This window comes from Streptomyces sp. GQFP (genome assembly GCF_021545335.1).
Lineage (GTDB): Bacteria > Actinomycetota > Actinomycetes > Streptomycetales > Streptomycetaceae > Streptomyces.
In genome coordinates this window covers 7,819,062-7,833,081 of record NZ_CP089312.1, presented here as the reverse complement: position 1 = coordinate 7,833,081, position 14,020 = coordinate 7,819,062, and the positions used below count along the sequence as shown (strand labels likewise).

General features: G+C 70.2%; 11 protein-coding genes and 2 pseudogenes. 3 read left to right on the top strand and 10 right to left on the bottom strand.

Annotated features, from left to right (window positions below; translation table 11 throughout):
- Positions 1–165: 165 nt before the first annotated feature.
- The 10 genes and pseudogenes from LUX31_RS35370 to LUX31_RS35325 form a co-directional block, all read right to left on the bottom strand.
- Positions 166–948, bottom strand: a pseudogene (locus tag LUX31_RS35370) (pectate lyase); the annotation flags it as partial.
- A gap of 171 nt (positions 949–1,119) precedes the next feature.
- A pseudogene (locus LUX31_RS35365) lies at positions 1,120–1,509 on the bottom strand (RICIN domain-containing protein); the annotation flags it as partial.
- A gap of 262 nt (positions 1,510–1,771) precedes the next feature.
- Positions 1,772–2,986, bottom strand: a complete 1,215-nt coding sequence (locus LUX31_RS35360; RefSeq protein ID WP_235479378.1) for a vWA domain-containing protein — start codon at positions 2,984–2,986, stop codon at positions 1,772–1,774.
- Positions 2,983–3,717, bottom strand: coding sequence for an SRPBCC family protein (locus tag LUX31_RS35355; protein WP_235479377.1), 735 nt, complete (start codon positions 3,715–3,717; stop codon positions 2,983–2,985). Before LUX31_RS35355 ends, LUX31_RS35360 begins: the two co-directional genes overlap by 4 nt.
- Positions 3,714–4,643: an AAA family ATPase gene (locus LUX31_RS35350; protein ID WP_235479376.1), complete on the bottom strand. Its 930-nt coding sequence runs from the start codon at positions 4,641–4,643 to the stop codon at positions 3,714–3,716. Before LUX31_RS35350 ends, LUX31_RS35355 begins: the two co-directional genes overlap by 4 nt.
- A 12-nt stretch (positions 4,644–4,655) precedes the next feature.
- Positions 4,656–5,396, bottom strand: a complete 741-nt coding sequence (locus tag LUX31_RS35345; protein WP_235479375.1) for an XdhC family protein — start codon at positions 5,394–5,396, stop codon at positions 4,656–4,658.
- 9 nt (positions 5,397–5,405) lie between these two features.
- A complete protein-coding gene (locus LUX31_RS35340; protein ID WP_235479374.1) occupies positions 5,406–7,835 on the bottom strand; it encodes an aerobic carbon-monoxide dehydrogenase large subunit in 2,430 nt (809 codons plus the stop codon).
- Entirely contained in the window at positions 7,832–8,353 is a 522-nt protein-coding gene (locus LUX31_RS35335; RefSeq protein ID WP_328285740.1) for a (2Fe-2S)-binding protein, read from the bottom strand. The genes LUX31_RS35340 and LUX31_RS35335 overlap by 4 nt, the downstream gene beginning before the upstream one ends.
- Before the next feature lie 5 nt (positions 8,354–8,358).
- On the bottom strand, positions 8,359–9,249 hold the full coding sequence (locus LUX31_RS35330; protein WP_235479372.1) for an FAD binding domain-containing protein: 891 nt from the start codon (positions 9,247–9,249) through the stop codon (positions 8,359–8,361).
- Positions 9,250–9,405: 156 nt separating this feature from the next.
- Complete coding sequence (locus LUX31_RS35325) at positions 9,406–10,323, bottom strand: DUF4231 domain-containing protein (RefSeq protein WP_235479371.1); 918 nt, start codon at positions 10,321–10,323, stop codon at positions 9,406–9,408.
- 242 nt (positions 10,324–10,565) lie between these two features.
- Here LUX31_RS35325 and LUX31_RS35320 point away from each other — a divergent pair, with 242 nt between their 5' ends.
- The 3 genes from LUX31_RS35320 to LUX31_RS35310 all read left to right on the top strand — a co-directional run bounded on the left by LUX31_RS35320 (position 10,566) and on the right by LUX31_RS35310 (position 13,933).
- Complete coding sequence (locus LUX31_RS35320) at positions 10,566–10,775, top strand: hypothetical protein (RefSeq protein WP_235479370.1); 210 nt, start codon at positions 10,566–10,568, stop codon at positions 10,773–10,775.
- Positions 10,776–10,920: 145 nt separating this feature from the next.
- Positions 10,921–13,173, top strand: a complete 2,253-nt coding sequence (fxsBH, locus tag LUX31_RS35315) for a radical SAM/SPASM protein FxsBH, inactivated beta-hydroxylase extension form (protein ID WP_235479369.1) — start codon at positions 10,921–10,923, stop codon at positions 13,171–13,173.
- Complete coding sequence (locus LUX31_RS35310; RefSeq protein ID WP_235479368.1) at positions 13,166–13,933, top strand: aminoglycoside N(3)-acetyltransferase; 768 nt, start codon at positions 13,166–13,168, stop codon at positions 13,931–13,933. Before fxsBH ends, LUX31_RS35310 begins: the two co-directional genes overlap by 8 nt.
- Positions 13,934–14,020: the final 87 nt, after the last annotated feature.

Here is a 14,020-nt window from a genome sequence, read left to right as displayed (position 1 = left end):
AAGGGCGCGCTCGCGCGCCCGGCGTTTCCGAGGCCGCCCACGACATCGGCCCCCACCGCCGCGGCCTGGCGGTGAGGGCCGAGGGGTGCTCAGGCCCCGTGCCCTGAGCACCTTCGTCGCGCGCCCTCGTCCGGGGCGCGCAGGCAGAGACGGATCACTGGTGGATCACTTGTACGTGACGTCCGAGGTGCTGTAGCGGCAGTGCGTGGCGTCCGGGCCGTTGCCGAGGGACGAGGGTTCGGCGCCGGTGGAGTTGCCCTGGAAGCGTTCGCAGATGACGATCTTCTTGCTGCTGTCGCCGACTACCGTGACCCCCGAAATCGTGGCCGTGTCGCCGTAGTTGGCGTTGATGCCGACCAGGACCTTGCCCGGGCTGGTCGCCTGGACGTTCTTCACCACGATGTGGCGCTCGAACTGCGTCTTGCAGTTGCCGCACGAGCGGACCAGCTTGCCGAAGTCGGCGACCTGGAAGTTCTGGACAGTGAGCGTGCCTGCGCCGTTGAACTGGAAGACCTTGTCGTCCGCGTTCCGCGCGCCGCCGCCGGAGACGAGGTACGTCGCCGAGGCCGACTTGCTCTTGAACGTGGCCGCGTCCTCGCCGACGTCCTCCCACCACACGTTCTGGAGCGTGCAACTGCCCAGGCAGTGAACGCCGTCGGCAGCCGGGGCACCCAGGACCACGTTCTTCAGGACGGCACCGTCGGCGAGTTCGAAGATCGGGCCCTGGCTCTCGTCCTGGTCGGCGCTGCCGAGGTCACCGGAGCCGTAGAAGCGCTTGAGGCCGCCGTCGTACGTACCCGAGACCTCGATGCTCGCGGTGACCGGCTCCACGCCGGCGACCGTGGGCCACGCGCCGAGCGTCGTCTCGCTGGCGGAGTCCGTTCCGGAGGCCGGGGTGGTGGAGGCACTCGCGGACTTGCTCGCCGAAGCGGAGGCCGAGGCAGAGGTAGAGGTAGGGGTAGAGGCAGATGCCGATGGGGACGCGGACTTGGAGGCCGACGGAGAGGCTGACGCCGACTTGGTCGCCGAAACCGAAGCCGAAACCGAAGCCGACGGTGACTTCGTCTCCGACGAGCCGCCGTCCTCCGCCACCAGAGTCCAACTCTTGCTGCTCGCCTTGTCGCAGGAGTTCTGCTGCGCCAACCCGTCCTTGATGTTGAGGCACTTGGCGCTCTTGGCGTTGACCAGGTGGTACGCGTCGCCCACCGCCGTCAACTTCCACACCTGCGACGTGCCGCCGTCGCAGGTCTGCTGCTGCACCGCCTTGCCCGCGGAGGCCGACGCGCCCTTGACCCCGGCGCACAGTGCGCCGACCACGCCCTTGACCGTGAACCCACCCTCGGCGTCGGCCAGTTGCCAGGTCTGCCCGGCGGCCGAGTCGTCGCACGAGGCCGTGCCAAGCTGCGCACCGCTCGCGGTGGTCGAGGCCGCCCCCGTCAGACAGGTGCTGTCGGCCGCGTTCACCAGGCGGTATGTCCCGGCGCCCGGGCTGGACGCGGACGCCGTCATCAGCACCCCGCCCGCGACCGCGCCACCGCCCAGGGCCACGACCAGCGCACCGATCAGTACGCCCCTGCGACGGCTCGTTCTCTTGCGGCGCGGTCCGCGCCCCACTGCTCTCTTGCCCACGTCGTCACTCTCGTTCGGGAGTTCGCGCTGTTCCGTTTCCGACGCCCGTCTGTCGCCACCGGTGATCCAGGGGTTGCCGCGTCGACGGAACTTTGTGGGAACTGTGCGCTTCCTGAGTGAGAGTGAGGTGACTGCCGAGTGGTCAGCGGGAGTTCGCGGCCCCGAGGCGCGCCACCTCGCCCGGCACCCGTAGCAGCGCCCCGAAGCTGTCCGCCGGGAGGAGCAGGTCGACGTACGGCAGTGCGGTGGACATCGTCGTCGTACGGGGTTCGAAGCCCGGGGCGGCTGCCCTCGGGTTCAGCCAGATCACCGTGTGGGCGCGGCGCCGCAGCCGGGCCATGGCAGCCGCGAGCCGGTCGGGCGGATCCCCGTCCCAGCCGTCCGAGCAGATGAGGACGACGGCTCCGCGCAGGGTGCCGCCGTGGTGCGAGGCGAGCAGGGTGGCGAGGCAGTGCGCGATCCGGGTGCCGCCGAACCGGTCGCCGACCCGCTCGGTGGCCTCGTCGACCGCCGCCTCGGCCGAGCGGCGTCCGAGGACCGTGGTGAGCCGGGTCAGTGTCGTCGCGAACGCGAACACCTCGGCGTCCGTCGTCAGTGCGAGTGCCCGCATCAGATGCAGATACGCGACCGCCTGCGGCTGCATCGACCGGCTGACGTCACACAGCACGACGACCCGGCGGGGCCGTTGCACCGGCCCCGTCCGCACCAGCCGCACCGGCTCCCAGCCCGTCCGGCGGGCCCGCGCCACGGTCTCCCGGATCGCCACACGCGGCCCACCGGCCCGCACCGCGTACCGCCGCGACCGACGCCTCGGCCACTCCCCCAACGCCCTCTCCAGCCACCGCCCGAGCAACTCCGCGTCTGTCGGGGCAAGTTGCTCGAACGGCGTGTCCACCGAACCGGCCAGTTCACTGGGCAGCCGTTCCGGTACGGCGGTCAGCGCGCGGTCGTCCCGCTGGTCGGCCCCGGTGACGGCAGGCGGGAGGGTGACCCAGGGCAGGCCCGAATCGCCGGTAGCCGCGATGGAGTTGGGGGACGACGAGGGGCGGCCTTTCTCGCCCGTCGGCGTACGTCCGTTCCGGCGCGCGTGCGGGTCCATGGCAAGCACCGCCTCACCGAAGACACCGGCGAACACCTCCTCGAACGCGGCCAGTTGGCCGTACTCACGGACGAGGGTGACCCGAGCCGTCCAGTACAGCGCCGTCCGCGAGGCCGGTGGAACTGCGGCCAGCGCCCGTACGAGGTCCTGCGTGGCGGTGAGGCCCACGGGCACGCCCCGCTCACGCAGCCGGGTCGCGAGCGCGACGACGAACGCGGCCCGGTCAACTGCGGGCAGTACAGGCCTGGTTGACGTCACCGGACCAGAAGGTAGATCACCACGGCCACGACGACTGCGGCTACGGCCACCGGGATCAGCCGCCTGCTGACGGACCCTCCGGCCAGCCGCATCAGGTCCAGCGGTTCCTGCGCGGGCTGCGGCGACACGGCCACCGGGACCGGAGCCTGTGCCTCTGCCTGTGCCTCTGCCTGTGCCTCGGTCTGCGCCTCGGTCTGCGCCTCGGTCTGCGCCTCGGTCTGCGCCTCGGTCTGCGCCGGCGGCTTCGGCTCCGCCGCCGGCGCCGGCGCCTCCGCCTCTTCCGCGTCCGGCGTCAGGAGCTGCGCCTCCACGTTCTCGATGAACTGGGCGAACAGTTTCTCCGAGATCTCCTTGATCATCCCGCTGCCGAACTGGGCCAGTTTTCCACTGATGTTGAGGTCGGTGGACACCGTCACGACCGTCCCCGCGCCCTCCGCCCGCAGCCGGGCGTCGATCGTCGCCGACGCGTTGCCCGCCCCGCGCGTGTCCTTGCCCACCGCGCTGATCACCGCGTGATGTGCCGCCTCGTCCTTCTCCACGAAGCGTGCCGTGCCCGCGAATTGGCTGATCACCGGCCCGACCTTCACCTTCACCCGGCCCCGGTAGACCTCGTCCTCCACACCCGTGAGCTGGGCGCCCGGCATGCACGGGGCGAGGCCCGCCAGATCCGTGAGTGCCTGCCAGGCCCGCTCGACGGGCACGCCGACCTCGAACTCGTTGTCGATCTTCATGGTTTCCTCGCTTGTCCGGGGTAGCCGAGCTCTTCGAGGGCCTCGGTGACGGCGATACGGTCGTCGGGGCTCTTGGCGACGGCGCTGAGCGTGGCGACGATGTCCCCGCGTGCCAGCCGCGCCACCCGCAGCGCGGCCAGGGCCGACACCCAGTCGATGGCCTCCGCCATGCCCGGCGCCTTGTCCAGGTCCAGCGCACGCACCCGCCCGATGAACTCCGTCGCCGACGCGATCAGCGGCTCGTTCGCCGCCGGTACCGAGCGGCGCAGGATCTCCACCGCGCGTTCGGGGGCCGGGAAGTCGATCCAGTGGTACAGGCAGCGGCGGCGCAGCGCGTCGTGCAGCTCGCGGCTGCGGTTGGAGGTGAGGATCGCGACGGGCGGCCGTACGGCGGCGAAGGTGCCCAACTCCGGGACGGTGATGGCCGATTCGCCGAGGAACTCGAAGAGCAGCGCCTCGAACTCGTCGTCGGCTCGGTCGATCTCGTCGATGAGGAGGACGGGCGGCAGTGGGCCTTCGTGGCGTACCGCGCGCAGTAGCGGCCGGTCGAGCAGGAACTCCTCGGTGAACAAGTCCGTTTCCGTCAGCCGCTGTTGATCGTGGCTGCGCGCCTCCGTGAGCCGGACCGCGAGCAGTTGACGCTGGTAGTTCCACTCGTACAGCGCCTCCCCCGCCGTCAGTCCCTCGTAGCACTGCAACCGGATCAGCGGGGTGTCCAGGGCCTCGGCGAGTGCCTTCGCCGCGCTGGTCTTGCCCACGCCCGGCTCGCCCTCCAGCAGCAGCGGCCTGCCTAGGACGGTGGCGAGGAAGAGGGCGGTCGCCGTGCCCTCGTCCACCAAGTACCCGACGTCGTCCAGCCGTTGGCGTACGTCGTCGGCGTCCTTGAACAGGACCGGCGGCACGGGCCGGGCGGGCGGTTCGGACATCGGGGCCACCCGTCAGTCGCCGCGCACAGTCATGGGCTGAGGTGTCCGCCGTACGGCCGACACCACCTCCGCCAGGATCGAGAGCGCGATCTCGGGTGCCGTGCGCGCGCCGATGTCCAGTCCGGCCGGGGTGTGGATCCGGGCCGACTCCCCTTCCGCCAGGCCGAGTTCCTCGATCAGAGCCGCGCTCCTGCGCCTGCTGGCGACCAGCGCGATGTACGGGACGTCGGCGTCCAGGGCGGCCCGCAGCGCTTCGGCGTCCCCTCTCCCCTGACCGGCCACGACCACCGCCACGGTCTGTTCGGCGGGCGGGCCGTCGGGGAGGGAGCGTGCGGTGGCGTAGCCGAGTACGTCGGCGAGGGCGATGAACGCCTCGGCGATCGGGGTGCCGCCCACGACCTCGATCAGCGGGGGCGGCAGCACCGGCTCCAGGAAGATCTCCAACGCGCCGCCCGACAGACAGTGGTTGACGACGACCTGCGCTCCGGGGGCGGGCGGGAACTCGGGCTCCCCCTCGGGCAGGACCCGCAGCAGCAGCGGCCCACCGCCGTGCAGGGCGTCGAGTGCCGCCGTACGCACGGAGCCCTCCGCGCATACGCCGCCCACGAAGCCGTCGATCGTGCCGTCGCCGTACACGATGGCCTCGTCGCCGGGGCGGGCGGACGCGGGCGCCTGGGCGCGCACCACTCGGGCGTGCACGAACGGCACGCGCCCTTCGGTCAGTTCACGCGCACGAGCACTCACTGTTTTCATGACGACCCCTCAAATAGGAGGCATGGGGCGCCCGTTCATCGCCTCCCACACCCGGGAGGGCGTGAGCGGCATGTCGGCGTGCCGGATGCCGTACGGCTTCAGCGCGTCGACGACCGCGTTGACGATGGCGGGCGGTGAGCCGACCGTGGCGGACTCGCCGACGCCCTTGGCGCCGATGGGGTGGTGCGGGGACGGGGTGACGGTGAATCCCGTTTCCCAGTCGGGGACTTCGAGGGAGGTGGGGATGAGGTAGTCCATCAGAGAGCCGCTGAGGCAGTTGCCGTCCTCGTCGAAGGAGATCATCTCCATCAGCGCCATCCCGACCCCGTCGGTCAGACCGCCGTGCACCTGCCCCTCGATGATCATCGGGTTGATCCGGGTCCCGCAGTCGTCGACGGCCACGAACCGCCGTACGGTCACCTTGGCCGTCCCGGGGTCGATGTCGACGACGCAGATGTAGGCGCCGTGCGGGTAGGTGAGGTTCTCGGGGTTGTAGCAGATCTGCGCCTCCAGGCCGCCCTCGACGCCGTCGGGCAGGTCGCCGGCGCCGTGCGCGCGCATCGCGATGTCCTGGATGGTGACCGAGGCCTCGGGGTCGCCGGTGACCCGGAAGGAGCCCTTCGCCCACTCCAGGTCGGCGACGGACACCTCCAGCATCGAGGAGGCGATGAGCCGCGCCTTGTCCCGGACCTTGCGGGCGACCAGCGCGGCGGCGGCACCGGAGACGGGCGTGGACCGGCTGCCGTAGGTGCCGAGCCCGAAGGGTGTCTGGTCGGTGTCGCCGTGCACGACGTCGATGTCCTGTGGCGGGATGCCCAGTTCCTCGGCGACGATCTGCGCGAACGTCGTCTCGTGGCCCTGCCCCTGCGTCTGCACCGACAGCCGCACGACCGCCTTACCGGTCGGATGCACGCGCAGTTCGCAGCCGTCGGCCATGCCGAGTCCGAGGATGTCCATGTCCTTGCGGGGCCCGGCGCCGACCGCCTCCGTGAAGAACGCCACCCCGATGCCCATGACCTCACCGCGGGCCCGCTTCTCGGCCTGTTCGGCGCGGAGTTGGTCGTATCCGGCGAGCTGCTTGGCGAGTTCCATGGTGGGCGCGTAGTTCCCGGAGTCGTACACCCAGCCGGTCTTGCTGCGGTAGGGGAACTGCTCGGGGCGGATGAAGTTCTTCAGCCTCAACTCGACTGGATCCACGCCTAGTTCGTACGCCAGACAGTCGACGATCCGCTCGACGAGGTAGACCGCCTCGGTGATGCGGAACGAGCAGGCGTAAGCCACCCCGCCCGGGGCCTTGTTGGTGTAGACGGCCGTCATCTTGCAGTAGGCGGCCTCGATGTCGTAACTGCCGGTGAAGACACCGAAGAAGCCGGCCGGGTACTTCACGGGCGCCGCCGTGCCGTTGAACGCGCCATGGTCCGCGAGGACGTTGGTGCGGATGGCGAGGATCCTGCCGTCGCGGGTGGCGGCGATCTCGCCGCGCATGACGTAGTCGCGGGCGAAGCCGGTGCTGATCAGGTTCTCCGCCCGGTCCTCCATCCACTTCACGGGCTTCCCGGTGAGCAGCGAGCCGACGATCGCGCACACGTAACCGGGGTAGATCGGCACCTTGTTGCCGAAGCCGCCGCCGATGTCCGGGGAGATGACCCGGATCTTGTGCTCGGGCAGTCCGGCGACGATCGCGTAGAGGGTGCGGTGGGCGTGCGGGGCCTGGGTGGTGGACCAGAGGGTGAGGCGGCCGTCGACGGCGTCGTAGTCGGCGACCGCGCCGCACGTCTCCATGGGCGCCGGATGCACCCGTGGGTACACGATGTCCTCGGTGACGACGACGTCGGCGCGGGCGAACGCGGCCTCGGTCTCGGCGGCGTCGCCGGTCTCCCAGTCGAAGCAGTGGTTGTCCTCCTTGCCCTCCAAGTCGTCCCGGATGACGGGTGCTTGGGGCGAGAGGGCGGTGCGTACGTCGATCACCGGGTCGAGTGCCTCGTACTCGACGTCGATCAACTCCAAGGCGTCCCGGGCCGCGTAGCGGTCCTCGGCGACGACGAAGGCGACCTCCTGACCCTGGAAGCGGACCTTGTCGGTGGCGAGGACGGCCTGGACGTCACCGGAGAGGGTCGGCATCCAGGCCAGTCCCTGTTCGGCGAGCGCGGCACCGGTGACGACGAGCCGGACCTTCGGGTGCGCCTCGGCCAGGGTGGTGTCGACGGACACGATCCGGGCGTGCGCGAACGGCGAGCGCAGGACGGCGAGGTGCAGCATGCCGGGGAGCTGGAGGTCGTCGACGTAACGCCCCTTGCCGCGCACGAAGCGGGCGTCCTCCTTGCGGAGCATACGGCCGTGGCCGCAGGGCTTCTGGTCGTTGTCGACGAAGGCGGTAGGCCTGCCGTCCTGGCCGTCCTGGCTGTCGTGGGCTGAGTCGCGCCCGGCGACGGTGGTCATGAGACACCCCCCGGACCGCTCGCCAACTCGTCCGCCGGTTGCTCGGTCCGGGTCCCGGCCTCCTCCGCCGCGGCCCACCGCACGGACCGGACGATGGTGGCGTACCCGGTGCAGCGGCAGATCTGCCCGGAGATCGCCTCGCGGATCTCGGGCTCGGAGGGGTCGGGGTTGCGGTCGAGAAGAGCGCGGGCGGTCATCATCATGCCGGGCGTGCAGAACCCGCACTGGAGCCCGTGGCACTCGACGAACCCCCGTTGTACGGCGTCGAGTTGACCGCCGGGCCCGGCCAGCCCCTCCACGGTCCGCACCTCGTGCCCGCCCGCCATGGCGGCGAGGACGGTGCAGGACTTGACGGGCTCGCCGTCCAACCACACCACGCACGTACCGCAGTTGCTGGTGTCGCAGCCCCAGTGGGTGCCGGTCAGGGCGAGATGGTCGCGCAGGAAGTGGACGAGGAGCAGCCGCCCCTCGATCTCCCGGGTGACCTCGTCCCCGTTGACGGTCATGGTGACCTGCATGCGCGTCACACCCCCTGTCCATCGGTTCCGTGGATCCTGGCCACGGCCCTGCGCAGCACGCGCACGGTCAACTCCTTTGCCAGGTGCCGCTTGTACTCCGCGCTGCCCCGCCGGTCGGTGACGGGCGAGCAGGCCTCGGCGGCGATGTTCCCCGCCTGCGCGTACAGTTCCTCGCCGGGCGGCCGGCCGCGCAGGGCGTCGCCGATGCCCTCGATCCCGGCGGTGTTGGGCCCTACGGCGGCGAGTCCGACCCGGGCGTCGGCGACCAGTCCGTCGCCGTCCAGCCATACGGCGGCCCCGGCCGACACCACCGCCCAGTCCCCGGCCCGCCGTTCGACCTTCTCGTACGCGCTGGACCCGTTCGGCCGGACCGGGAGACGTACCTCGGTGAGCATCTCGGCGTCGCCGACCGCCGTTTCGTACGGCCCCTGATGGAACTCGCCCATGGGGACGACCCGTTGGCCGTCCACACCCTGGATCACACAGCTCGCGTCGAGCGTCGTGCACACGGCGGACAGGTCCTCGGAGGGGTCGGCCTGGCAGAGGGAGCCGCCGAGCGTGCCGCGGTTGCGGACGACGGGATCGGCGATGACGCGTTCGGCGTCCCGGAACACCGGGAAGGCGGCGGCGAGTTGGTCGGACTCCAGGAGTTCGCGGTGCCGGGTCATCGCGCCGATGCGGATCAGTCCGGGCTCGGCACGGATGTAACCCAGCTCGCCGTGCAGGTCGTTGATGTCGATGAGGTACTCGAAGTTGGCCAGCCGGAGCTTCATCATCGGCAGCAGACTGTGCCCGCCGGCCACCAGCCGGGCGGTGTCGCCCAGCCGGTCCAGGAGGGCGACGGCCTCCGGGACACTGCCGACGCGCCGGTACTCGAACGGAGCGGGAACCTGCATACCGCATCCCCCCTGACTTCCCCGTGTCAGTCGTGCGGACGTGGTGTCCGGGGGCACTTCACCGCTTGCCGGTGAGGTGTGTCAACGGCTGATTAAGCGTTCACTTAACTCGCTCGGCTCCCCGGCGGTGCGGACATCGGCGGTACGGACGCCGGTTCAGCTCCCGAACCTGACCACCCAGTCGGTGTGCTGCGGCGAGACCAGCCGCTCGGCGTCCGCCACCGCCTCGGCCCAGCCCGACTTCGTCACCGTTTTGGTCATCGTGATCCGCAGCATGTCGAGATCATCCTTGATGAGGCCGTACGCGTACGCCAGCGGCCGGTGCCTGCGTACCTCCTGCCACGCCACACCGGCCGCAGCGGCGGCACTGAGCAGGCCGGTGAGATCCCAGCCGTCGATCACCCCGAGGGCCCTGAGCCCGGCGGAGAGCAGGGCGAGCAGGGTCAGGACAGCGGTGACGGACGACCAGTGGACGGAGGAGCGGTGGGTCTGGGCGGCCTTGTTGCGGTGCCAGACGAACTGTTCGAGGAGCCGGTCGCGGAGATAGATGTCCCGTCGCGCCTCGAACGGTTTGGCCCGCACGGCCCGCATGGCCGGGGTGATCTGCGCGATTCCCCGGGCGCGGGTCCCGTAGCGGGAGTCGTCGGCCCACCCGACCTTCCGGAGTTCCGCGAGCCGCGCCTCCATCCGCTCGGCGAACAGCCCGTCGGGATCGGCGACCCCGGTGTGGAAGGGCCCGCCGTGCACCATGTACTGCCAGGCCAGCGACTTGAGCAGCTCGGCGACGTCCCGGTGGGCACGCCAGTGGGCCCGGGCCCGGCGGCGGGCGGTGTGCAGGCCGATGGCGATGGTCGCCGCGTACAGCACCGCTGCCATTGCCGCCGGGACATGGCTGTCGAGGCGTTCCGCGAGCATGGCTGTGGTGGTGGCCAGCAGAAGGGTCACGAGCTGGGTACGGACCGCGCGAAACGATTCTCCTTGCCTGGCCAGCGCACGATGGTCACTAATCCGGAAGAGTGGCGGCAGGTCAGCGTCACTCAAAGTCACACTTGGCCCTGGAGTTCCAGTCCGCATGGTCCCCCCGTACGGCTAGAAGCGAACACCTATGGAAATTCTCGCTCAAGTGCGCGAGAACTGCACACCCCCCGGTATGCGTTCGACTGCACTGCATGATAGCGTCCGCGCGAGAAGTGTCAGCTCAGGTCTCAGGCTGTCCAAGAACGTCTACGGGTCCTAAGTGATCATCCCAACCTTACGACGGGAACGGGATGGTGCTGGGACCTGTTCCCTCGACGAAGTGGAGCTATGAGACAGCCATGAACGAAATGAACATCGAGGTCACGGCAATCACGTCGGCATCGGCAGCCGCAGGCACCTCGACCCTTCTCCGTCCGGCACCCCGACGGCACACCCCGCTGGTGTCCGTCGCCACCGACAAGGCCGCCGCCATCAAGTCGACCGGACGTTTGACGGACGCCGCCGGATGGACCTCGAAGAAGCCGATCACCTTTGATGCCGCGATCTGAGCGGCAGCAGTCCCGGTGACCTGGGGCTTCCCGGCAATCCCACTGCCGGGAGCCCTGGCCCCCCACACCCGGGCATCCCAACTTACCCGGTGCGGTGTGGAGTTGGTGGCACCTTAGCCGGTCGCGGAGCCCTAAGCTATGCCGGGTGACTCAAATCCAGGAACTGGTCCTGAAGATCCACAGCAGATGCAACATCGCTTGCGATCACTGCTATATGTACGAGCTGGCCGACCAGAGCTGGAAATCGCGGCCGACGGTGATCTCCGAGGACACGGTCGCACACGTCGCACAACGTCTCGCGTCCTATGCGAAAACCCATCGACTCGATTCCGTGTCGTGCATTCTGCATGGCGGAGAGCCCCTCCTTGTGGGTCCCAGACGGCTCCGCGACATCTGCGCGGAACTCACCCGCATCCTGTCTCCCGTCACCACCGTAGACCTCCGTATGCACACGAATGGAATGCTGTTGCACGGGCCCCAATTGGAGGTCCTCCGCGAATTCGATGTGAAGGTCGGAATTTCTCTCGACGGTGATCGCGTAGCAAATGACCGGCATCGTCTGGACCGGCGGGGACGCAGCAGTTACGACAAGGTTCTGGCCGGCATCGAACGGCTGCGCGCACCGGAATACCGGCACCTTTACATGGGGCTGCTCTGCACGGTCGACATCAAGAACGATCCGGTCGCGGTCCATGACGCGCTCACCGCTCTCGCCCCGCCCCGGATCGATTACCTTCTGCCGCATTCGACCTGGGACAGCCCGCCTCCCCCCGGAATCACGGATTCCCCGACCCCGTATGCCGAATGGCTGCTGAGGATCTTCGACCGCTGGGAGGAGCAGGGCCGCCCGATGAAGGTCCGCACCTTCGACTCGGTGCTCAGCACCCTGCGCGGCGGCCCCAGTCTCACCGAGGCCATGGGGCTGGCCCCGTCCGATCTCGCGGTCGTCGAGACCGACGGCACGATCGAACAGGCCGACTCCCTCAAGGCCGCCTACGACGGGGCTCCGGCCACGGGGTACGACGTGTTCCGGCACGGCTTCGAGGAGTACGCCCGCCATCCCGGCGTACAGGCACGGCAGTTGGGCATCGAGGGGGTCAGCGAGACCTGCCGGCGGTGCCCGGTCGTCGAGTCCTGCGGGGGCGGGCTCTACGCGCACCGGTACAGCAGCGAGCGGGGTTTCGACAATCCGTCCGTGTTCTGCGCGGACCTGCGCGCCTTCGTCGAGGGCGTCGCGGAGCGGATCACCGAGCGCGAACTCGCACCCGCCCTGCACGACGCCGGTGAACTCGCCTTCGCGCAGGGCAAGTTGACACGTAACCTGCTGCGGCTGACGAACGACCGCGCGGCCGGGGACCCCGGCACGACACCGAGCTCCGAACCCGGCTCCGACTGGGACGGCGCCTGGCAGGCGCTCCTGCGCCTGGACGCCGACGACCGCACGGGAACCGAGGTGGACGCGGTGCTCGCGCACCCCTACACCCGTACCGCGCTGCGTCTGGCCTGGGACGGTCCCGCCGAGCCCGCGCTGCTCGCCCCGCTGGTGGTGGCCTCGGCCGCCCGGGCGAGGGCCGGGGTGACGCTGGCGTGGGAGCATCCGGCCGCCCGGCTGCATCTGCCGACCCTGGGCACCCTGGAGCTGCCCGGCCCCGGCCGGGTCGAGGTGACGACGGACGCGGACGGCATCCTCGTACGGCGTACAGGGGACGAGAGCGAGGAGCGGGTCCTCTTTGACGGCGCTGGCAACTCCTGGAGCGGGAGCGCACGTTGGCGGGCCCTGCACGTCCTTCCGCTTCCTCTTGCTCCCGTGAGCGGCGGCGGGCCGCTGATCGACGACGCCGATCCCTTCCGCGACTGCTTCTCCTCCCCCGTCACCGAGCCGCTCGACCTCAGTGAGCGGGACGGCTTCCTTGAGCTGCTCGGGCGGTGCCACGCGCTGCTGGACGAGCGGCTGCCGGGCTGGTCCACCGATCCGCGTGTCCTGGTCGCCACGGTCGTGACCCCACTGGCCAAGGGCGCCGGAGTCCAGCTGGGCCGGCACGCGCCCGGTGCTCTCGGGGTCGCCGTCGACACCGAACCGGAGGAGTTCGTACGGCAGTTGCCCCGGCTCGGGCGGCGGGCGCGGCTCGCCGCGCTGCGGGAGACGACGGATCTTGCGGTACCGGGGAGCCGGGCCGATCGTCTGCTGGACGAGGCGAGTGAGGCACTGGCGTCGGTCCCCGACATGAGCGCCGTGCACGGGCCCGACACGGACGGGCGGGCCGTCGCTCTCAAGGAGGCCCACCGCGCGCTCACCGAACTGGACGCGCTGCCTCAGCGGCAGCTCACCGGCACCGGGGCCGCACTGGCCAGCCAGCTGTGGGCCGAGTGGCGGGAGAGGACGGGCGAGCATGGCTGACCTCGCTGAACTCATGCTGCTGCTGCGGACGTTGGGCGTCCGCCGGGGCGGAGTCCTGATGGTGCACGCCTCGCTGCGGGACAGCGGGCTGCGGGACACCGAGGTGCGGGACGCCCTGCTCGACACCCTGGGGCCCGAGGGGACGCTGGTCGTGCCCGCGTTCACGCAGGAGAACTCCCGTACCTCGCGCGCCCATCGGGCCCTGACCAGCGGGCTGAGCGAGGACGAGCGGAGGGAGTTCGAGGCGTCGATGCTGCCGTTCGAGCCGTTCACCACGCCCTGCCGGGCGTCCATGGGAGCACTGGCCGAGTGCGTCCGCACCAGCCCGGGTGCCGTACGCAGCGCGCATCCCCAGACCTCGATGGCCGGTATCGGCCCGCGTGCCGCCGAACTCCTCGACGCGCACGACCCGCACTGTCTGCTCGGGGAGCGTTCGCCACTCGCCCGGCTGTACGCGGCGCGGGCCCAAGTCCTTCTGCTCCGGGTGGGATTCGAGGTGTGCAGCGTGTTCCATCTCGCCGAGTACCGGACGGATCCGCCCCGGCCCCGACGGACGTACGAGTGCGTGGCCGGGGAGAAGGGCCACTGGATCTCGTACGAGGACACGGCGCTGAACGACAGCGGTTTCGCCGCGCTGGGGGGTGAACTTCCCGGAGAACTCGTCGAGTTCGGGGAACTGGCCGGGCGGAAAGCGACTTTGGTCGAGATGCGGCCCGCCGTCGACTTCGCGCGTGACCGGATGTCCGGATATCGCCATTGAATGACGCGAAACCAACGACACGTACGGCCAGGTCGTCGGGCACATTGTTGGTCCGGCCAGATGACGCCGTCGGCGGGGTGAGGGCAT

Excerpts from the sequence above, each read along its gene's own strand:
- LUX31_RS35330 (WP_235479372.1), bottom strand. The coding sequence starts at position 9,249 with ATGCAGGTTCCCGCTCCGTTCGAGTACCGGCGCGTCGGCAGTGTCCCG.
- LUX31_RS35335 (WP_328285740.1), bottom strand. The coding sequence starts at position 8,353 with ATGCAGGTCACCATGACCGTCAACGGGGACGAGGTCACCCGGGAGATC.
- LUX31_RS35355 (WP_235479377.1), bottom strand. The coding sequence starts at position 3,717 with ATGAAGATCGACAACGAGTTCGAGGTCGGCGTGCCCGTCGAGCGGGCC.
- LUX31_RS35320 (WP_235479370.1), top strand. The coding sequence starts at position 10,566 with ATGAACGAAATGAACATCGAGGTCACGGCAATCACGTCGGCATCGGCA.
- LUX31_RS35325 (WP_235479371.1), bottom strand. The coding sequence starts at position 10,323 with ATGCGGACTGGAACTCCAGGGCCAAGTGTGACTTTGAGTGACGCTGAC.
- LUX31_RS35350 (WP_235479376.1), bottom strand. The coding sequence starts at position 4,643 with ATGTCCGAACCGCCCGCCCGGCCCGTGCCGCCGGTCCTGTTCAAGGAC.
- LUX31_RS35345 (WP_235479375.1), bottom strand. The coding sequence starts at position 5,396 with ATGAAAACAGTGAGTGCTCGTGCGCGTGAACTGACCGAAGGGCGCGTG.
- LUX31_RS35310 (WP_235479368.1), top strand. The coding sequence starts at position 13,166 with ATGGCTGACCTCGCTGAACTCATGCTGCTGCTGCGGACGTTGGGCGTC.
- LUX31_RS35340 (WP_235479374.1), bottom strand. The coding sequence starts at position 7,835 with ATGACCACCGTCGCCGGGCGCGACTCAGCCCACGACAGCCAGGACGGC.